This is a genomic window from Nostoc sp. (assembly GCF_036919615.1).
Classification (GTDB): Bacteria; Cyanobacteriota; Cyanobacteriia; order Cyanobacteriales; family Nostocaceae; genus Nostoc.
The window spans coordinates 1-20,335 of record NZ_JBALCN010000063.1 but is presented as its reverse complement, the minus strand read 5'-3'; the positions used below and the strand labels follow the sequence as shown (position 1 = coordinate 20,335).

The 20,335-nt window shown below is 39.5% G+C and carries 16 protein-coding genes and 1 tRNA gene; 3 read left to right on the top strand and 14 right to left on the bottom strand.

All coding sequences use genetic code 11. The features are described 5' to 3' along the window. Positions 1-746 precede the first annotated feature (746 nt). The 4 genes from V7K48_RS18785 to dndC all read right to left on the bottom strand — a co-directional run bounded on the left by V7K48_RS18785 (position 747) and on the right by dndC (position 8,366). Positions 747-947 carry a hypothetical protein gene (locus V7K48_RS18785; RefSeq protein WP_334818308.1) on the bottom strand — a complete coding sequence of 67 codons (201 nt, stop codon included), beginning with the start codon at positions 945-947 and terminating at the stop codon, positions 747-749. Positions 948-1,001: 54 nt separating this feature from the next. Continuing rightward, the gene (gene treS / locus V7K48_RS18780; protein WP_335074750.1) at positions 1,002-4,388 is read right to left on the bottom strand and encodes a maltose alpha-D-glucosyltransferase; all 3,387 of its coding nucleotides are present in this window, start codon (positions 4,386-4,388) and stop codon (positions 1,002-1,004) included. Between the two features lie 298 nt (positions 4,389-4,686). After that, positions 4,687-6,672: a DNA sulfur modification protein DndD gene (gene dndD, locus V7K48_RS18775; RefSeq protein WP_335074749.1), complete on the bottom strand. Its 1,986-nt coding sequence runs from the start codon at positions 6,670-6,672 to the stop codon at positions 4,687-4,689. Positions 6,673-6,707: 35 nt separating this feature from the next. Beyond that, the gene (dndC, locus tag V7K48_RS18770; RefSeq protein ID WP_335074748.1) at positions 6,708-8,366 is read right to left on the bottom strand and encodes a DNA phosphorothioation system sulfurtransferase DndC; all 1,659 of its coding nucleotides are present in this window, start codon (positions 8,364-8,366) and stop codon (positions 6,708-6,710) included. 181 nt (positions 8,367-8,547) lie between these two features. On the opposite strand from dndC, the gene V7K48_RS18765 reads away from it, so the two are divergent. Further along, positions 8,548-10,146 (top strand): DGQHR domain-containing protein, encoded by a 1,599-nt coding sequence (locus V7K48_RS18765; RefSeq protein ID WP_335074747.1) that lies wholly within the window; start codon positions 8,548-8,550, stop codon positions 10,144-10,146. On the opposite strand, the gene V7K48_RS18760 is transcribed toward V7K48_RS18765, so the two are convergent. From V7K48_RS18760 to argF, 10 genes are all read right to left on the bottom strand, one after another. Continuing rightward, positions 10,147-11,088, bottom strand: coding sequence for an HNH endonuclease (locus V7K48_RS18760; RefSeq protein WP_335074746.1), 942 nt, complete (start codon positions 11,086-11,088; stop codon positions 10,147-10,149). A gap of 30 nt (positions 11,089-11,118) precedes the next feature. Continuing rightward, a complete protein-coding gene (locus tag V7K48_RS18755; RefSeq protein WP_335074745.1) occupies positions 11,119-11,589 on the bottom strand; it encodes a DNA phosphorothioation-associated protein 4 in 471 nt (156 codons plus the stop codon). A 236-nt stretch (positions 11,590-11,825) separates the two neighbouring features. Continuing rightward, positions 11,826-12,230, bottom strand: coding sequence for a Uma2 family endonuclease (locus V7K48_RS18750; protein ID WP_335074744.1), 405 nt, complete (start codon positions 12,228-12,230; stop codon positions 11,826-11,828). 101 nt (positions 12,231-12,331) lie between these two features. After that, positions 12,332-12,901, bottom strand: coding sequence for a Uma2 family endonuclease (locus V7K48_RS18745; RefSeq protein WP_335074743.1), 570 nt, complete (start codon positions 12,899-12,901; stop codon positions 12,332-12,334). A gap of 11 nt (positions 12,902-12,912) precedes the next feature. Then, positions 12,913-14,985, bottom strand: coding sequence for an AAA family ATPase (locus tag V7K48_RS18740; RefSeq protein ID WP_335074742.1), 2,073 nt, complete (start codon positions 14,983-14,985; stop codon positions 12,913-12,915). Continuing rightward, positions 14,982-15,155: a hypothetical protein gene (locus V7K48_RS18735; RefSeq protein ID WP_335074741.1), complete on the bottom strand. Its 174-nt coding sequence runs from the start codon at positions 15,153-15,155 to the stop codon at positions 14,982-14,984. Before V7K48_RS18735 ends, V7K48_RS18740 begins: the two co-directional genes overlap by 4 nt. Positions 15,156-15,463: 308 nt before the next feature. Further along, a complete protein-coding gene (locus V7K48_RS18730; protein ID WP_335074740.1) occupies positions 15,464-16,981 on the bottom strand; it encodes a DNA phosphorothioation system restriction enzyme in 1,518 nt (505 codons plus the stop codon). Between the two features lie 86 nt (positions 16,982-17,067). Continuing rightward, entirely contained in the window at positions 17,068-17,673 is a 606-nt protein-coding gene (gene lexA / locus V7K48_RS18725; RefSeq protein ID WP_334971672.1) for a transcriptional repressor LexA, read from the bottom strand. 124 nt (positions 17,674-17,797) lie between these two features. Continuing rightward, positions 17,798-18,031: a hypothetical protein gene (locus V7K48_RS18720; protein ID WP_335074739.1), complete on the bottom strand. Its 234-nt coding sequence runs from the start codon at positions 18,029-18,031 to the stop codon at positions 17,798-17,800. Next, positions 18,028-18,948: an ornithine carbamoyltransferase gene (gene argF, locus V7K48_RS18715; RefSeq protein WP_335074802.1), complete on the bottom strand. Its 921-nt coding sequence runs from the start codon at positions 18,946-18,948 to the stop codon at positions 18,028-18,030. Before argF ends, V7K48_RS18720 begins: the two co-directional genes overlap by 4 nt. 389 nt (positions 18,949-19,337) lie before the next feature. Here argF and V7K48_RS18710 point away from each other — a divergent pair. Together V7K48_RS18710 and V7K48_RS18705 are read left to right on the top strand one after the other, a co-directional pair. After that, positions 19,338-19,409 (top strand) — tRNA-Thr (locus V7K48_RS18710). A 554-nt stretch (positions 19,410-19,963) separates the two neighbouring features. After that, entirely contained in the window at positions 19,964-20,266 is a 303-nt protein-coding gene (locus V7K48_RS18705; RefSeq protein WP_335074738.1) for a hypothetical protein, read from the top strand. Positions 20,267-20,335: the final 69 nt, after the last annotated feature.

The following is a 20,335-nucleotide window of genomic DNA, read 5'->3' as shown; positions in this document are numbered from 1 at the left end:
CACGGGAACGCTAAGAGCGTAGCTTGCTTCTCCGGAGGGGTACAAGTCTCTTAACCCACCCAACACACTGGCTTCTCTGCGGACTCTGCGGTAGCCTGCGGCAAGCCGCTTCTCTACGTTCGCGCAGCGTGTCGCAGACAGACGCTCCACGTAGCTTGCTTCTCCGTAGGAGTATGCGTCTACGATTTTCCGTTACCTGTGCGTAAGTCCTGATCTAAATAGAAACTTTTTAAGTAGTTTAAGTAGAGCAGTATAAATAATTAAAGATTTGTAGTGTACCTTTTTGGGGAAGCAACCTACGCGTAGAGTCTTGTATAAAGGACTAATATCAATATTTTTGACATTATTTAATCTAGTTTGATTTATTCTCGCCTACTTACTTAAATATCTTATAGTCTGCAATTTATTGCAGGGCGGGAAAGCAACACTAAACTAGGGTTTTAGGGGTGAGGGGTTTAACAAGAGAGAGAATTGGCCAACAGTATCTTAGAAATCGCGGCTACACAAACTTTTGTCCGCCTGTGCAGACTTAGGAATTTGAAACCCACGGAGGTGTGTTTTGTCTGTATAGCCAAGCCAATGCGGTTTTCTCCCATTCGTGAGAGGCTAGCGCCTGCCGTAGGATGCGCGAACGCAAGAGCGTCTCCTTTAGGAGAAGGGCTGTAGGGGGTTTCTCCATGAGCAACTGCCGTGCGAATTCTATTCGCCAGGGCAAGCGTGTTTTTACATTCATTGAGATGCTCCCACTATTTATTTTCCAAAATGATAGTTATATCATCTATTTCGGGAGTATAAATGATTCTCTTCACTAGCCATGTTTTGTTTTTTAATTGTACTTCTTCACCTATTCTCGGAATAAATTGTAAGTTATAATACTTACCTAGAAATTCTTCTGCATTCCCTTTCCAAAAAATTGTTCTTGTCAGTTCACCAGTTTTGTTACTCACTTTTATTCCTCCTAATATTATTTCTTGCAGTTATTTTTTACTATGAAAAACTGTTTAAGCAGTTTCACTCAATAATTGCAGAATAAATTTGAGTGGAATTTCTATCCGATCAGAGCGATTATTTAGTTCATCGCCTAGTGCATCAATCGCTTCCTCTAGAAGATAGGCAAAAAGTAGCACATCTAGTTCTTCTGTTGTCTTTGGAAGAAAAGATTCTTTATTAGCAGTTTCTAAATAAGAATTTAAAAAGCTAGTACTTACCCAGGTATACCAAAACTGTCCCCATTGTTCTATAAGGGGTAAATTTTCAGGCAGGATCATCCCAGATTCTTTTTGATAGTGGAGAGCTTCGTTAACTGCATAGTTGAAAGATAGCAACATTCCTGCTACATCTTGTAGAGGCGATCGCTTTATGCGTCGTTCGCTGAAACTGCGATCTGCTTTGCCTTCAAAATCAGGAATAAGAAAGTCTTTTCCTGTGTAAAATACTTGCGATAAATTGTAGTTTCCATGATAACGAGTCCGCAATGCAGTAATTTTTTGCCTGACAACTAACTGAAAGCGTTCTAAGATTTTCTCTTGGTTATTAAGAACTTCTAATGCTAATGGTTGAGTATTGATTGGCAAGGTGTTTGCTCGTTCTTTTAACAACCGAAATACTTGTCCGGTTAAGTTACGTGCGTTTTGATATATCGAACGTTGATAAAGTGATGAAAAAGATTCTGGAGCAAAGTCTGAGCTATCTATATTTGTAGCCAGCGTTATATGGAATTCAGCTGTAGATTTACCTAACAGGTCAACACTTTGCAGGTAAGAAGTGATAGTTGCAATTGCCAATTCTGGAATCTCAATTCTCTGTAAATCCAACAAAGAACCTGATGGAAGAGGCACTTCGGTAATAGTGGCGTGTTCTGTGGTAACTAAATCAAAGTACTTTTGCAAACTATCAAGGGTGTAGTCCCAGCCACTGCGAATATCTGAAATAAACTCTTGCAATATGCCTATAGTCGTGGGTAAGGCAGTTTTATTACCTGTTTTATTTGCACGGCGGTACTCCAAAGCACCAGCTAGGAAAACTGAGTGTTGCAAGCATTTTTTCTGGTATAGGAAACGCCGGATTTCTAAATCTGGGTGCAAACCCTCCTCGACTTTGCGGAAGAGTTTCAACAACAAGCGATCGCCATAAACTATATAAGTATTGGTTTGTTCTTCTTTATTCAGGACAATCGGCTCACGATTGGTTAACTCTGGGGGCAATTCGGAGAATGAATCAGTAGTAGTGCCAAATAGTTCTCCGGTTATCCCTTTATAAGAGTGATGATTAGCAATCGCATCATCTAGCAGTGAGGTAAGAAAGTTCTTGTCTGCTAAAGCATCAAATAAAATCCCAACTTCTTGAGTATTGGGTGGAGGAGTATCTGTTTTGCCTTGCACCCCAAGCCGTGCAATCACAGCTTGCGGCATTTCTGCCAAAAGATGTATTGCTTGCTCACCTTCTGCATAGGCGAGAAACAACAAATAAGTTTCGTTGTTTCCCTGGATATAATCTACCTGCAACCAAACAATTTGAGCTATCTGCTGGTTATAGGGTAAAGAAATCGCTTCAATGATTTGTGTTGATTGTACAGTCCGAGTTTTGCCGCCAAACCAGCTACAGGTATAAAGGTAATCCCGCAGCGTTGATTCTAGAATGCTTTTTGACTCTCGTTGCCCAATCACATTCTGCCATGAACCATTTACCAGCAAAGTTGCTAAGTCTGCTTGGGGTTTAGGGGGTTGAGTTGAGCTAGGTTTACGTTGTAAGGTGAACCAGTAAAACCCGTAAGGACTTAAGCTGAAGAAATAGGGCGATTCTGTGATCGCTGGGAACTCAGTGGAACCGAAAATTTCTACTGGTATTAGCCCATTGAAGGTTGATAAATCTAATGCCACCGTTTGCACGTAACGAGATAAATTTGCTACTACCAAGACATCTTCTTCAGAGGTAATCCGGCTGAAGGCAAAAACTTTGCGATTATTAGACTGTAGCAATTCAAAACGCCCTTCACCCAATGCCGGAAACCGTTTGCGAGTAGCAATTAAACGTTTCATCCAATACCAGAGAGAATTGCTATTAGTCCGTTGTGCCTCGACGTTAAGGGCTTCGTAGTGATATTCTGAGTCAACGATGACGGGTAGATACAAGCGTTGCGGGTTGGTGCGACTAAAACCGGCGTTGCGGTCAGAACTCCATTGCATAGGTGTGCGAACACCATTGCGATCGCCTAGATAAACGTTATCTCCCATGCCAATTTCATCACCGTAGTAAAGTACGGGGGTTCCTGGTAGAGATAACAGTAAACTATTGAGTAACTCAATTTGGCGGCGGTCATTGCCCAAAAGCGGCGCTAATCTGCGGCGGATGCCTAAATTTACCCGCATCATTGGGTCTTGTGCATAGGCCCCATACATAAAATCGCGATCTTCATCTGTCACCATTTCTAGAGTCAGTTCGTCATGGTTGCGGAGGAACAATGCCCACTGACAGTTATCAGGAATCGATGGAGTTTGCTGAAGAATATCTACAATCGGGAAATTATCTTCCATCCGCACTGCCATAAACAAACGCGGCATTAGGGGAAAATGAAAGTTCATGTGACACTCATCCCCCTCACCAAAATATTCAGCTGCATCTTCAGGCCATTGGTTCGCCTCAGCTAGTAACATCCGGTTAGAAAATTTCGCGTCGATGTGCGATCGCAACTCCTTCAAATACGCATGAGTTTCAGGTAAATTTTCGGAGTTCGTTCCTTCTCGTTCGTATAGATAAGGTACAGCATCCATACGTAGTCCATCTACACCCATCTCCAACCAAAAATCTAGAACATCAAATACTGCCTGGCGCACCAAGGGATTGTCATAATTCAAATCAGGCTGATGGGAATAGAAACGATGCCAGCAATAAGCTTTGGCAACTGAATCCCAAGCCCAGTTAGATGTCTCAAAATCTTGGAAGATAATTCGCGATTCTTGATATTTTTCAGGAGTATCACTCCAAACATAAAAATCTCGTTCTGGACTCCCTTTTGGGGCCCGACGTGCTCTTTGAAACCAAGGATGTTGATCAGAGGTATGGTTAATAATTAACTCAATAATTACACGGATACCCCGCTGATGAGCAGCTGTCAAAAACGCTTTAAAATCTTCCAACGTGCCATAGATAGAATTGACACTAGTGTAATCAGCAATATCGTAACCATCATCCTTGAGTGGTGAAGGAAAAAAAGGTAACAACCAGATGGCAGTAATACCTAAATCTTGTAAATAGTCTAATTTTTCTGTCAGCCCTTGAAAATCACCAATACCATCACCATTACTGTCAGCAAATGTCCGAACACCTAGTTCGTAAATAATTGCATTTTTAAACCATAATGGGTCATCTTTCAAGCTGGAGTTTGGCATTTTAAAAAGATATGCGATCGCATATCTAATAGAAGTATATTTTTACTTGATACAATCGCTGGGATTATCAGCTTATTTATCTTACACGAGTAATGTATACACTTTCTTACTTAAGTAATGAAACTACCAAACGAGCTATATTTAGTGATAAATAATTATACCAACTGCGTATATACATATATTTTTTTCGGATACAAAAATGTAATAAAACTTATTATAAACTATATCTTTAGATATATTGTAAAGATGTAGGCTTAAAAAAATTGCGCTCGCTCAATTTTTTAACAGACAATATCAACTACCAAAAATATCCTGGTTGGATAGTTGTTTGGCGGCTAGTGGAGTCGTATTTGAGGAGATATTCGCGGGCGATCGCTTCGTTTTCTCGCAGTGTTTCAACTTCTTTCTTTCCAATTTCAGTATCGGTAGATAACAAAATTACTTGATGACTGGCGGATGGAAAGTAACGTTCAACTAAGTTACTGCGGTGGGAGGAGTCTAGCCTCCCTAGTGGCGTATCAATTGCTACTGGTAATCGGTGTCCAGAGACTTTGGCTAAACCCCAGAGGAAGGCGATCGCTAGTAGTTGTTTTTCGCCAGCTGAGAGGCGATGTTTAGGGACAGGTTTACCATTTAAATCATAAAGGGAAAGGCTGAAAGTCTTGGTATCAATAGTGATACGATGCACTAAGTCTGATTTGTGCAGGAGATAAAGGAAGCAATTTTTAACTTCTTCCTCTAATTTATTGAGTTTTCGTAGGGTTAATTTTTCACGAAAATTCTTGAGTGTGTCTTGAACTTTTGCTGCTGAGGTAATAATATGTTCGCTATTTTTATGTTTAATATTTTCTAATGTATATTCACTTAATTCTTTTTTTGACTTGGCAATAATAGTTTCTAATTCAGCTAAACGGCGGCGGATTGTTTCGTAATTTCCTTTAGCTTCAACAACTTGATCTTGTGCCGCTTCTAGTGCTTGACGCAATTTGGTATAATCTTCGGGTGCTGCTGCTGTCTGCACTTGTCTTTCTAGAGTATGAATTTCTTCTTCTTTATTTTTGAGAATAGCTAATTTATCTTTTGCAGAAAGTTTAGAATTTTGTAAGTGATATATGAGATTATCTAGCTGACTTAAAGTTTCATTATCAGCTAATAGCCAAGGTGCTTCTATCTGGATAGTCTTTGCATATAAACTATCTACATCTTGGACTAGAAAAGATTGAATTTTCTCAACTTGTATCGGGGAAAGTTCCACTTGTGTTAGCCAAGTGAGTAAGCGCTGATCTCGCTCAATTAACAAATCTTTAGAGATTTGTACTTGTTGATGGCAAAATTCTTTTTCTCCCTGCGTTTGCACTTGAGTAAGCAAATTGGGAATTAATGCCAGAGGTAAAACATCAGCTGCCAATTCACACATCGACTGACGTACTTGTTCAATTTCCGCAGTTTTTGTATTTTGTTGTAGTTCTAGTTGATTGCGTTCTGCTGCAATCTTTCCACCTTCAGAAATAAATTTATCAAAGGCTTCTTGCTGCTTTTGTTCTAATTTTTCTACCTGATTTTTGAGAGTTTCTAATTTTTTTTCTGTTGTTTGATAATCTTCTTGCTGTTTAGTTAACCTAGTTTCAATTTCCTCTAGGTTTGCTAAATCCTTACTATTACCAACTTCTTTAAGTTTACGGTTAACTAAAATATCTAAATCAACTGCTAAACGGTCTGCCAACTCTAGCCCTAAAAGTCCGCGAATTGCATCTACTACAACTGGTGGTGGTGTTTCCTGTTCTGCAAGTTCTTTAACCTGTTCACCATCAAAGAGAAATAAGTTAGAAATACCTAACGGCAGGAGATTTTCAATATATTCATCCCAGATATTAACTAAAGCATCAGGCCATGTATCACTGTCACCTAAAATACCTAATGTATCTTTACCGTCTTTAGGATTTTTTGTCCAACTACGCACAACACGGTATTTTATTGGTTTATCGTTTTCAATATGTTCAAAAAGTAATTCAATACGGGTGTCTGCAACTGGATCTATTTTGTTGTTAACACATTGGTTGAGAAAATCGTTATAACTTAAATTACCACGGGTAGAACATTGGGCGCGGGGGCCATAAAGGGCGAGACGAATGGCATCCATAAGGGTAGTTTTTCCGCCGCCATTCATCCCACCTAAGAGGATAATTGGGTGTGAGTTTTCCTCATCAATTTTTGGGTTAAGATTGATTACCTGTTTCCCACTGTAGGGGCCAAAGTTTTGTAAAACGAGTTCAAGAAATATCATTTATCTAATTGCGGGTTTCTCTGGTCTCTATTATTCTATTCTTCTGAATTTTCCTTTTTAAATTTAATACTTGCCCAAGTTACCTGTTCATCACTTTCACTTTTACCTTCATCTACTTCATTGACTGCTGCAACATCGCCCAAAGTCATCTGCTTGACTTTGGCAACATCACCTTGACTAACTGCTTCACTTAATTCGCGTTTCAAACGAGCATTTTTAATTGCATCTTCTGGAGAACGCGAACTTGTATTAAAACATTTTTCTAGGGTTTCGTATATTCCTACGCGACGAGTCTTTTTGCGATACTGGCGTTCTGTGTCTAACAATTTCGCCATGAGTTCCAAGTGCATTGCATCACCTTCACAGATTTCTTCTAATACTATCCATTCATCACGACCTAGTAGGCTATAGTCAGCACCAGGACGAAGATCTTGAAATTCTTCTCCAGTCACTTCTTGATAAATCCGGGGTAAGCTATCATCAAATTCGTGTTTATCTTCTAGCCAAATGCGGCGAATTTCGCTCATTTCTTCTAGAGTTATTAGGGTGATGTCGCGCATATTTTCTGGCGCTGTCCGACGGGTTTTTGTTTGTGCTTCTAATAATCGTCTTAGCCAATGTTCCCGCCAATATTTGGTATAAGGGCCATGAATTGGTTCAATAGAGGCTTCACCATCTACATGACGCTCAAAAAGTTGGACTTCTCCCCAGATGCGACGAAAGTCTCTTTTATCGCGGTCATCTCTATTATCCAATTCATTGCGGATATCTAATAGAGGCTGCATCCATTCTTTCTCTTCATCATTTTGAATCATTGCCTCCATTGATTTATCTTTACTAACAATTGTGCAAACCCAGCACCCAAATCGAGAATCACCACAGCTAGCAGTAGAAGTATCAACAACTAGAGGACATTCATTATCTGCTGTAGCACCTCGATACATGGTAAACAAGTCTTTGTTGCTATATCCCCAAGGATTTTGCCACTGATTTAGGTAAATCCAAACTTCATCAGTACGCCAATCTTCGATGGGGCTATAAATTAAAGAATTAGGCAAGCTTGGACTATGGTAAAGCAGAGATGTAGGTAAACTTGAATCAGAAACGAGGCGATCTTTTAGGCTACCTGCTTGATGTTTCTCCATTGAAATAGCACGTTTGATACTTTCAGCCTTACGCGTACCTAAAACAAGAATAACTTCTCCATTTACTCTAACCACATCACGGATAAAGCGGTTAGAAGGATGAATTTTAAGACGGTCTGTACACCAACGAAATTTTCCTCGCGGCGTTGGATAACCTTTACCAATCAAGCTTACCCAGAATGTCTCTTTGATTTCTGGTTGTAATAAATGGGGTTCAATGGGTATTTTCTGTTCTTTAGCAGTAACCCTCATCCTTTCTAAGGATTTGCGTACCCAAACAGAGACTATAGGGTTTTCTACCAGTGTGTCAGTTGTAATAACATGAATTGTCTTTTTTCGCTTTTCAACTGGTAGTGCTGCAATCGCATTCCAGATAAGCTGTAAAGTGGCAGTACTATCTTTTCCGCCCGAATAGCCCACTACCCAAGGTATCTCATCTAAACAATACAATTCTTGAATTTCAGTGGTGAGAGCTTGGATATAGTCCACTAACTCTGCTACAGTGCGTGCTTGCTGAACTTTATTTTCTGGTTGTTGTGCTGTAGTCATTTCTCCTTCTCTCTGGAAACACTGGCGTAATATCCGGGCGAATAGGGTGAATAGAATTCGCGGTTACACATACAAAACCCACCTCTGTGGGTTGAAGAAAAGTTTTTAAAAACTTTATTACTAATATCCAATTTTTTGGATAATTAAACGACATAATCCTATTATGTTTTTAAAATTTAACATGAAAGATAGTACATCTGACCCAACTGCTGACATCGCTAGAGAGTACCTGGAAAGAGAAAACAAGGAAAAACAGGTACTAGCTTTACTGCTGGAGAACTTTTTAGGGAGAAAAGATCAGATTCTCGTTCAAAAAACCCAGATGGGTGGTACTGAGGCTTATGTTAGCTCTGTTACATTGGAGTGGTTTGCAGGTCGTGTTCACTTTGCCTCTGGCTTACCTCTGTTTCAGAAAAAGTACAATCCAGAGACTGATAACATCGAGATTGACGCGGATAGCATTGATGAAATTCAGCAACGTCCCCTTGATTGGTCACGTCAAGCACCTCTAGTCCAGTATTTGGCAGCTCGACAAAATCACAAATTTCCACCAGTGCTGGTAGTAATTAATCAAGCGTGGGTGGATAATCCCAAAGCTACTGAGTGGGATAGTGAAGGACGTGCCACAAAGTCTACAACTGATTTTATCCCGCTAGATAAAGACGGCAAAGTAGGTGTGTTAAATATTTCTGAGGATGATGTGACTATTTATGCACTAGATGGTCAACACCGATTAATGGGTGTACAGGGGTTGATGGAGTTAATTAAAACTCGTAAACTCCAGCGCTATAGAAAAGATAAAGCTGCTGATGACAGTTTTATTACAGTAAATGATTTGATAGAAAAGTACCAAGTAGACCTTGCTTACTTGCAAAATTTACCCAAGGAAAAAATTGGTATTGAGTTCATCTGTGCGGTAGCAGTTGGGGAAACTCGCACCCAGGCGAGGCGGAGGGTGAGATCGATTTTTGTTCATGTCAACCTGATGGCTGCACCCTTGACTAAAGGGCAACTAACACAGTTGAATGAGGATGATGGTTTTGCGATCGCTGCTAGAAAAATTGCAGTCACACATCCACTATTAGAACAACGACAAGAGCGCAATCCCCGCGTAAATTGGAATAGTGCAACAGTGGCTTCCAATTCTACAGTTTTGACAACGTTGCAAGCTCTGCAAGATATGTCTGAGCGATATTTGGCTCAAAAGTTTCCTCACTGGAAACCCTTGGAGAAAGGTCTAATTCCCATGCGTCCAGAGGATGAAGAACTTGAGCAGGGAATTGAGGAATTCAGAAAGCTATTTGATTATTTAGCTAGTCTTTCCAGTTATAAAATTTTAGAACATGAGGATACACCAGCTTTGCGAAGGTTCAGCTTTGAGAAGGATGGAGGTGAAGGAAATATGCTTTTCCGTCCGGTTGCTCAAGTTGCATTAGCGCAAGCGTTGGGAATTTTGGTCTTTAAAAAAGGTTTCTCACTGGTAGATATTTTTAAAAAACTGCGGAAGTTTGACCAGCAAGGGGGCTTTAGTGGTATGGAATATCCCCAATCTCTCTGGTATGGGGTTTTGTATGACCCAAATAAAAAGCGAGTGCAGGTTGCTGGACGAGATTTGGCAGCGAAGTTATTAGTTTATATTCTGGGTGGAATTCAGGAACAGATGGAACGTGCTGAACTTCGTAAAGCTTTAGCGGATGCTAGGACTGTGGAAGATAAAACTATAGGTTTTGATGGCAAGTTTGTTGAACCGAAAGCGGTAGGACTTCCACCTGTCCTGTAATTATGCTTGAAATATATTTTGGCGATGCCATTGCAGCGCTTCCGGTTCTGGAAAGTGTTGCTCTGTATTTGGTAGAAGTATTGTTTCACCATGAAAATCTTTCATAGGTTTAGCATAGGGAGATACTTCTTCCAAATCATTAGTAACTATAATTTTGTATTGCTCATCTACAGCAAACCAACCCCTATCAAATGCCCAATGATGATTTTTGCAAAGAGCAATTCCATTATTAATTTTACTATCATAAAATTGTGAGAATGGCTTGATGTGTGCGCCATCCACAATATTTTGATTTACTTTTTTAGTTACTTTTAGTCTACAAAAAGCACATCTGTAATCATAAATACGTATAATTGCTGTCCTAAAGAAAGCATTTCTGATAACTGCTCGTTTCAAACTCCACCTTGGATTAGTCTCTAATTTTCCTATTTCAATTAGTTTTTCTATCTTTACAGAGTCATCTTGAAAAGTTTGATTTATTTGTAAAATAGCTTCTATATTATTTTCATTATCAGAAAAAAAAGCTGCCACAAGTGCATCAATTAGTTCTTTTCTGCAAAATTCATCTTGCAAAAAGTTAAATAATTCACTGTCTAGATATGCGTATTCAACAGCTTCCTTTAGTTTGTTAATTGTTTTTGGCTGTAATCCATTAAATTTAGGCTTAAACTTTAAGTACCAAAAGCCCTCAGTTTGCAGATGGAAGAAAGGATAGTGTAAACCACCTTTGTAAGACGGAGAACCGATTATATTCCAATACCTCTCAAATATTTGAATCAATTCGTCTGAAACTGGAATCTCATTAGTAGTAATGACACCTCGTGCAATCAAATCAATTACAGATAAAAGTAATATTGGTTTATATTGAGCATTACCACGTTTACGGCTACTACTCACATTTAATTCAGCAACCCGTTGACAATAATCTGCTATATTTTTCATATTTAATAACTTAATTAAGCAAGCAAAAAATCAATTTAAGAATTTACTGAGGTCAAACTCTTCTTCTAGCTGTTCTTTTGTTCCTCTTTCAGAAATTAGAACTAATAGAAGTCGCTCTGCGTAGTCAACAGAACCCCGCAACTCGTTTTGTAAAACTTCCAGTCCTCCATTAGCATATTCTTCAAATATTTGAGTACGTTTATCTTCGTCTTGTTCTTCTCTAGATGAGAGTATGTTAATATCTTGAGTTTCATTAATTCCTAATAATTTAATGATTAGGTCATATCCCAATGAAGCAAAATTTTCTTGTGGAATTGGAGATGGTTCTCTTTTTGTGGTTTCCCCCAAAAGAACGCGCTTTTTATATTTAACGCCTAATGCTGCTGCAAACACCATAACTTCTACATAAGTCTGAAAAGGCCCAGTTGTGTCTTTGGATGCTACTAGAGATTTCACCAACTCAGCTTTATCTTTAGCAACCCTGATTCTGTTTGCAGCCATTATTTTAATATCTATATTGTTGCTATTTTAACCGAAAGCAAAAAGCGATTGCACTTATTAATGCATTATTTTATACTAGTATGCAGGCGATCGCTAAACAAATTATCCACTAACATAGTCCATCCTGGTACTGCGGGTTTATCCTCCGCCACCTCACCACGGCGATACACTTGCGGTTCTTCAGGATTATCAGCACGATATACTGTAATAACTTCCTCTTTGAGTACGTCTACATCCTAAACTACCAAAGTACCAGCCGCAAAATAATCACGGCGTTTGCTAGCCATATCTTTCTCAGCCTTATCACCATAATCATTTTCACTTCTCACCTCAGCAGCAAACATAGGCGCACCGTTAAGGAACTTCCCACCTGTCGGTTTGCCAGTATAAAATGCGGCATCAGGACTTAAAGAACGACGATGAGGGAGATTGACAATAAAACCAACATTATCAGGTAAAGCATAGCCACTTTTTGTCAGTCGTTCATAATCACGCAAATTAGCATAAATTTCACCGCCTGCACGTCCTGGTAAAAATCCAGTTGGAGACATCAGCACCAATTTTCCATTGACAATCTCTGCTTTACAATTGTCAGGTAAGTGGTACAAATCTTCAAAAATTGCTTCAGTTTTAATACTCATAAAACATCTTCTAATTAGTTAACGATAACCTGAATTTCAGCATCTTTTTTCCTCTCTCTTCTCCGCGTTCTCTGTGCCTCTGCGGTTCGTTTCTTTAAAACTTACATTGAAAACTGAACATCCTCATAAACCAAAGAAATAGGAAAGTGGAAATCAACACTAGTTAAATTAACTTCATCCTCTTCTTCATAAAAATGTAACTCCCAGATTCCTCTGTCATTTAGCCGGAAGCAATCTAAACTAATTTTTTCAGCGTCAATGAAGATATATTCTTGTAAAGTCTGGATACGGCGATACTGAATAAATTTACGACCTCTTTCGTAAGCTTCTGTACTAGGGGAAAGAACTTCGACAATTAAACAAGGATACTGAATAAATTTAATCGCTTGTCTATCTCTTTCATCACAACTCACCACAACATCCGGGTAGTGAAACGGCCCGTTTTCAGTTACTCCTACTTTTGCATCCGCCATAAAAGTGCGACACGAACCCCCTCGTAAGTGGCTTTTTAACGCCGAAGCCAAATTGAGAGCAATAGTAGTATGGGGAATAGTACCCCCAGTCATGGCGAAAACTTCACCATTGATATATTCGTATTTAATATCTTGGTGTTCTTCCCATTCCAAGTATTCCTGGGGAGTCATATACTTTCCGTCTGGACTCGCAACCATAACTTCATCCTTTAAATATTACGTTCAACCGCGATAATTTCAGTATATTCATACTCATTCGGACTTTGTTTCACCAAAGGATATCTTTCCCCAGCCAACTCAATATAATCTTGTTCGCAATCCGGCTTAGATGAATAATACGTAAGCACATATTCTCTACCGATTCTGTCTGTCATTTCTACTTCTACTTCACCCCGCCACTGAGTCTTAGTAACTAAAACTATCAACTGATTCGCTAATTGGGGAATTGTCTTCGCAATGTGTCGCCGCGAACTTTCATCCAAACTACCGAAGGGTGAATCCATAACAATTGGAAAAGTGCTACTATCGGGAATCATCATCATTTTTCGCTTCTCACTCCATTCCCGCACTTTGTCAATGATGCTGGCTATAAAAGATAAACTGAGAATTTGATTCTCACCAGTGGATGCTGCAACTGGTGCTTCTATCCCTGTGGTATTTTCTACTAATGTCAGTTCATATTTATCGCTAATTTTAGGAATGTATGGAGTTACAGAAATCTCTGTGAATATCTCTTGGACTCGCTTTTCTAGTTGCAGCCTAAATTGTTGTTCTTGACGATTTCGGACTTCTGTTAAGCGTTCGATTGCATCTTGAGTGGCGTTAATTCGTCGCTGTGCTAGAGTTTGCTTGTCTTCATTCAGCTTTTGTTTAGCAATTTGTTTATTTAAACCTTCAATTTCAGTTGTGAGTTGAGCAATTTGCTGCTGATTTGCACCCTGTTCTCGATTCAATTCATCAATTTTACTTTCAATTTCATCTAACCGTTTTTGCAAACTGCTAATTTCTTCATTAGCATCTTTTCGCAACCGTTCTTGAATATTGTCTAAATCGCCTTCAATTTGGGATATGCTTTGCCTTAACTGATTAATTCTAGTTTGTTCTCTATCAACTTCTTCCCAAAATCCTATGGCTTGCTTATCAATTTCATCTACTTGTGCACTCATGCGAATTGCAGTTTCTTCCACCGCTGAGGAACCTGCTCTATTTAACCAAGTACTCACATGAATATGAGAATGATTACCTTCGTGTAATTCTGCGCCACAAATACAGCGCTGAGAATTGAGTAAATCATTCACAAATTCCCGCGATATTCCTGATGTTAACTCGCCTCGCTGCTTCAAATCATTGATAATTCCTCGGAACTGTGCTGTAGTTTCTGAGAGTAAAACGGTATAACCCCGCGCGGAAATAACTTTTTTCAGCGCTTCTTTGGTTTTTTTATATTCTTCTTGATTCGCCGCTTTCTGAGATTCTAAATCCTGCCATCTTTCTTGCAATTCCTTAGCAGCACTCAGTTCTCGCAAACGATTACTTGTCTCTTTTTTAAAAGTTTGTTGATATTCTAACTCTTCTTTAATTTCTGTTTGCCGTTTGGTAATGCGTTCACGCTCTCGCTCTATCTTTTCTTGCTGTCGTAAAAGTTGTTTCGTTTCAGAATCACCAATAGCTTTTAACTCATTTTCTAGAGTTTTTTTAGCATCTCCTAAATGTCTGATGGAACGGTTGATTACCTCCACACCCAAGAAAATTTTTGTAGCTTCGGCAATTTCAGCTTTTTTGTCAGAACGAACGATTTCTTCAATTCGCTCGCCGTCAAAGAAAAAATATTGATGTAAAGTAGCCGGTAAAATTTGATTGATTATATCGTCTGGTTGCTGATTTGGTATATTCCATTTGCCATCATCTGCACCTACCCACATGGTTAATTGAGTTTTGCCAGCATCAAAGTCACTTTCGTTTTTATAACCCCGACAGGCGCGTTTAACTCGATAGCGTTTACCTTCATGTTCCCAGCCAATTTCTACCCAACATTCTACAGCTTGACCTTTTTGATTTTCTGCGATCGCCCGCTTATTTACCAACTGCTCTATCGATGCAAACGCCGCACTAAATTTATCATACAATACCCACGTAAAGGCATTCAGTAAGCTAGTTTTGCCAGAGCCATTATTGCCATGAATAATTGTCGTGTTCTGAACATCTCCTCCAGCCAGGATTATCTCTGGTGTCGTACCATAAAAGGAGCGAAAGTTGCATAGCTTGATTGAAGTTAGCTTCATCGCACCTCTTCCTTAATAATGTCCAAAATATTATCATTTATATGGCTGTTAATCTTCTTATCTAGCCTGCCTTTTTCCAGCTTCCATACCCGCTCAATAATTTGCCGTACTTCCGGTGGAGCGCTGGTTATTGGCTCCTGAACATCATTGATATTCGCCTCTTGTGACATATTGAATTTTGAAATATACTTTATTCCATATTTTAACTTTCTCTAGTGCTGTCTTCGCCTCCGTAAAGCCACTGTTTGCCTGATCTTTAAAATCCTACTTTTCTTTGAAAAAACACTTTATTGTTTAATCGTTTTCTGTTATTATCAATGTTAATAATCTATATTATAATTGGATGTAAGCTGCTTTAAAATTTTTATTTACATCCCATTATAATTAAACTCATAATTTTATTGTTTCATATTTAATGCTTCTTTTTTCAAAACTCAAAAAATTTTATAAAAGAAGACAACTATTCTCTGGTTCATCATCAAATATCTAATAAACCATATCGCTTTTGTAAATCAAGTAACTTCATTCTTGCTTCACCAGCATTATCAGCCAAATCAGCAAACTCCACAAAACGACGCAATTCCTTTTTCAACAGATTGCGCTCAACTTCTATAGTTTCTCTATCTAAATCTGGTGGCAAAACAATCATGTCAAAGATAGTAGCGCGTTCTTTAGCCGGATGAGGACGTAAAACTCGCCCCCGTCGCTGAATAAACTGGCGAGGATTACCAGAACTTGATAAAATCACCGCAGTTTGAATTGCCGGAATATCGACACCTTCATCTAAACAACGAATTGCAACTAAACCCTGCAACTCTCCGCTTTCAAATTGACAGCGTAATGTTTCCCTTTCTTGTAAAGTTGTTTGAGCCGTATAAGTGCTTACCTTGTACCCTAAATCCACTCCCAAAATTTTAGCAACAGCTTTAACTTGGCGTAGAGATGAACGTTGTCCTGCCTCTGGTGAACCATCACTGCAATAAAAAAGAGTGTGAGTAGTTTCGCGGCGATTTGCCATTAATTCATGCAAGGCGGTTAATTTATTTTGTGCAGCACCAATTAATCTTGCTCTTTGCATCAACAACGGCTTTAAATCTTCATTGTCTTCAAATCCCGATTTGCCATTTTCTCGATCCCGATAAAGTAGCGCTCGCCCGATTCTTTTAGTTAACTTTAAATAAGCAATACTTTCTGCCTCAGTCAATTCCACCAACACCGGATAATACAGATAATGTACCAAAGCACCTTGAGCGATCGCATCCCTCAAAGTAAACTCTGGCTGGAGAACTGGGCCAAAATAATCAAATAGAGATTGCGTACCAAAATCATCAAAATATCTCTCCGGTGTGGCAGATAAAGCCAGTCTCAACCCAACGCCACGTGGTAAACTTTCTTCTAACTTGGGTGCGCCTAAATTATGCGCCTCATCCCCAATAATTAAAGTTTTGGCGGGAAAATATTTGAGTTGAGACTGAAAACCATCTCCAATTAAAGTGGAGTTCGTAGTAATCACAGTGATAAACCTTTGAGAACCAGAACGCAGATTATAAATTTGCGTGGAAAGTTGACTTTGCCAAGTGCGTAAATTCTCAAAGGCTAAAATGGGTTGCAAATTAAATTTTTCACATTCTCGCGCCCATTGGGTGACAAGATGGCGGTAGGGACACACCACCAACAACACTTGTAAATTAATCTGCTGATATAATTCACAAGCGATCGCTAGTGCAGTAATCGTTTTACCACTACCAGTAGCCATTTTTAGCGTCCCTCTGCCATTATTGGTAAACCAGCTTGCCATCGCTTCTTGCTGATATTGCCGCAATTGCAGAGATGGAGGCATTCTTGGGCATCCTGGTAATGGTTGCAGAATGTGATAACTGCCCTTACTTTCCCTTGCAAATGGTAATTTCAATCGAAATGTACCACGGGGATAGTCCCTGTGTTCACTTTCGCAGAAAGTGGGCAGTTGCTGCACTGGATTTTGCGTCAGGTACATATGTTAAGCACAAAATTGGTGATGAACCCTAGTAATAAGTTGGGAGTTAGGAGTTAGTAATTTAAAACTCATCACTCTCTTATTACTTAGTTGTAACCGCGCCAAACACCAATCAGTGAACCTTGCACCTGCACTTGTATAGCGCTGACTTCAATGGGATTGTACTTAGGATTTGCTGGTTTGAGAGTAACGCGATCGCCTTGGCGATAAAAACGTTTTAATGTAGTACCAAATCCATCTACTCTGGCGGCGACGATGGTGCCATTTTTTAAATGATTTGGTTCTGCTACTGGACGCAGGAATACTACATCGCCATCAGCGATTAAATCTTCAATCATGCTATCGCCAGCTACGCGCAAAGCGTAGGTTTGGGGAGGTAACTCAAAATTAGAAAAGTCCAGATGATCTACAGCATCAGTAAATGGTTCTATTAAACCACCAGCAGCGATCGTCCCCAAAATTGGTACACCTTGCTTCACAGGACGCAAAATCCGAATCGTTCGCGCTTGGCCTTCAGTCCATTCTATATATCCTTTCGTGCGTAAATGTTCTAAGCGACTTTGAATTGGTGCTGGTGACTTCAAATTCATCGCCTGCATCATTTGCCGAATTGAAGGCGAATGCTGGTGTGATCTGATGTATTCTGCCAACCATTCATAAAGTTCTTGTTGAGCTTCCGTTAGACGTTCCATAAATTTGCAGGAAGTAATTATAAATCTCTCTAGAACATTAGTACTACAAAAAACTCTCCATAACAAGAGAAAAGTAAAAATTATGAAAAGCAAAAGCAAGAATATTCTCTTTTCTTTTACCCATTTATTTGGGATTTTTACAAATTAAGTAGTCAAGAGCCAGCCGCACACTCGCTATTCTGACTCCTAACTCCTGTACAAACGCGATTAATGAGCCAGCGCGTTGCGGTGAGGGGGTCGCAGTCTTGGCGGTTCCCGTCGATTGCGTTAGCGCAAGCGGTAGCGACGAAGGAGCGTCACCCCCGAACCCGAAGGGGGGTTCCCCCCGTTGTAGCGACTGGCGTCGCGTCTGTTTCATTCCGCCCCTAAAATACTCGCAAGCAAAGCCTTTTGGGCATGCAGGCGATTTTCTGCCTGTTCCCAAACTCGTGATTGGGAACCTTCGATAACTGCCTCGGTAATTTCTTCACCGCGATGAGCTGGTAAGCAGTGTAAAACAATTGCCTCTGGATCAGCAAGGCTCAATAGCTGCTCCGAAATTTGGTAAGGCTGGAAAATTGGCATCCGATCGCCTGCTTCTGCTTCTTGCCCCATACTCGCCCAAACATCAGTATAAAGTACAGCAGCTCCCTTGGCGGCTAATTCTGGATCATGAGTGAGGAGGACTTCAGTTTTATTATTAGCGATCGCTCTTGCTTGTTCTACAATCCTAGAATCTGGCTCATATCCATTTGGAGTAGCAATTCTAACATTCATCCCTACCAAAGCACAGCCCAACATCAGAGAATTAGCCACATTATTTCCATCACCCACGTAGGTTAAAGTTAACCCGGCAAGAGTGCCAAAGCCTTCTTGAATCGTCAATAAATCCGCTAATACCTGACAAGGATGTTCGGCATCAGTAAGCGCATTAATTACCGGAATCTTGGCATAGTGAGCAAAAGTTTCCAATTCCTGCTGTGCAAAAGTGCGAATTGCCAAAATATCCAAATATCGATCTAACACCCGCGCCGTATCCTGCAAAGGTTCCCCACGACTAACTTGAGTGACATTGGGGTTGAGATCGATTACCTGTCCACCCAGTTGGTACATCGCCACAGTGAAACTTACCCGCGTGCGAGTTGAAGCTTTGGAGAACAACAACCCCAAAACTTTATTACACTGCAACTTCAGCTGTTGTGATTTAAGTTGAGTTGCCAATTGCAGGAGTTCTTGAAGTTCCGTTGGACTGATGTCCGCCAGACTTAATAAATCTCGTCCGATCAACACTGCCATGCTTCCGATGTGTAAAGAACAATTATATATTTCTGTTGCTTTACCAGCCGGATCAAAAAAATACAGTTTTAGAACTGTACCAGATATTTTTGCCTCTAGCGCAGGATTTGAGTTAGCTTTTGCTATGAATATTAATTTACCAACTTTATCGGTGATCAAAATTACTGATTCGTTTCTGTTTGATCACAATTGCTGCGCAGCTTAAACCATCTAGGAGGCATAAAAGCAGCGATATTGCCAAAATCTCTGGTCTTTTAGCCTAATTTTAGGAAGAAGGAGATATTTTTTCGGAATTACAGCTAGACAAATAAGTTAATTATGGTACAATAATAAATTGTGGTTGCTACTTGAGAGCGATACTTACGGTGGGCTACGCCTACGCTAAACCCGCCAGCATAGCACAGTGGTAGTGCATCCGACTTGTAATCGGAAGGTCGCGAGTTCAAATCCCGCTGCTGGCCTTTATAAATGTCAAATCATTATTTGTCGTCACAAACGATAAAATAGTGATTTTTTCGTTTATACATAAACGATATTTTTTGTCAAGTCTAATTTACATGCGGTTACCCTGCCTCTAAGAGTAAGAGATTGCGATCGCATCCTTAAAGGAAGTTAAAAGAATTTATTTCCGTGTGATTAGACAAAAATTACCAAGGTTAAAATCACAACTTACTAAGTAAGCCAATAAGTATCCTATTAAAGCTTGACTGTGGCGAGCAATCGCAGCCAGGATATAGGGAAATATTTTTTACTGGTAAGTAAGTATTTTCTTGAGTGAGGAATACACCGAAAACGGTAAACTTAATCAAGCAGAAACCATCGCTACACTAATTAATCCAGCACTCCATAAAAATGGTCAATTGTTTTAACTCGTAACGCTAATGCTGTGTAAATTGGTTTGACTGCAACACCTAGACAAATTGTAGTTGCTCGAAAAACTAAATAAGTTTTAGCCGATGAGCAGATAACGGCGAATAATATTGAGTATTTTGGCGAACCTATCTATGAATACGATATGCTTCAAGGTGTTGAAGATGCCTACTTGGCAGCTTGCGAAATTCGGGAAGGTAAAGTCAAGATTGATTTTAATAAATTGACAGTCGAAAATATTTTGGCAAGCAATCGTGTGGATTATGAGACAGGATTTGCAGTAACAAAAGAACAAAATTGCAAGATTGTTAAAAGAAGGTGTATTCACACTGGATTGATGTTGCCTAATTTAAAGAAGCGTCGTTGTATAGACTTATTTAAATATTTGCTGGAAACAGGGGGAGCAGAGCAAAAAACAATTATTTTTTGGGTAGTGGTAAATATGTAGTGATAATAAAATTAGGCGCTATAACAAGAATTATAATGATGAATAAAATACCAAATAGCACCAATATGA

Coding starts and splice junctions, on each gene's coding strand:
- treS (WP_335074750.1), bottom strand. CDS start 4,388: ATGCCAAACTCCAGCTTGAAAGATGACCCATTATGGTTTAAAAATGCA.
- dndD (WP_335074749.1), bottom strand. CDS start 6,672: ATGATATTTCTTGAACTCGTTTTACAAAACTTTGGCCCCTACAGTGGG.
- dndC (WP_335074748.1), bottom strand. CDS start 8,366: ATGACTACAGCACAACAACCAGAAAATAAAGTTCAGCAAGCACGCACT.
- V7K48_RS18765 (WP_335074747.1), top strand. CDS start 8,548: ATGAAAGATAGTACATCTGACCCAACTGCTGACATCGCTAGAGAGTAC.
- V7K48_RS18760 (WP_335074746.1), bottom strand. CDS start 11,088: ATGAAAAATATAGCAGATTATTGTCAACGGGTTGCTGAATTAAATGTG.
- V7K48_RS18755 (WP_335074745.1), bottom strand. CDS start 11,589: ATGGCTGCAAACAGAATCAGGGTTGCTAAAGATAAAGCTGAGTTGGTG.
- V7K48_RS18750 (WP_335074744.1), bottom strand. CDS start 12,230: ATGAGTATTAAAACTGAAGCAATTTTTGAAGATTTGTACCACTTACCT.
- V7K48_RS18745 (WP_335074743.1), bottom strand. CDS start 12,901: ATGGTTGCGAGTCCAGACGGAAAGTATATGACTCCCCAGGAATACTTG.
- V7K48_RS18740 (WP_335074742.1), bottom strand. CDS start 14,985: ATGAAGCTAACTTCAATCAAGCTATGCAACTTTCGCTCCTTTTATGGT.
- V7K48_RS18735 (WP_335074741.1), bottom strand. CDS start 15,155: ATGTCACAAGAGGCGAATATCAATGATGTTCAGGAGCCAATAACCAGC.
- V7K48_RS18730 (WP_335074740.1), bottom strand. CDS start 16,981: ATGTACCTGACGCAAAATCCAGTGCAGCAACTGCCCACTTTCTGCGAA.
- lexA (WP_334971672.1), bottom strand. CDS start 17,673: ATGGAACGTCTAACGGAAGCTCAACAAGAACTTTATGAATGGTTGGCA.
- V7K48_RS18720 (WP_335074739.1), bottom strand. CDS start 18,031: ATGAAACAGACGCGACGCCAGTCGCTACAACGGGGGGAACCCCCCTTC.
- argF (WP_335074802.1), bottom strand. CDS start 18,948: ATGGCAGTGTTGATCGGACGAGATTTATTAAGTCTGGCGGACATCAGT.
- V7K48_RS18705 (WP_335074738.1), top strand. CDS start 19,964: ATGCTTCAAGGTGTTGAAGATGCCTACTTGGCAGCTTGCGAAATTCGG.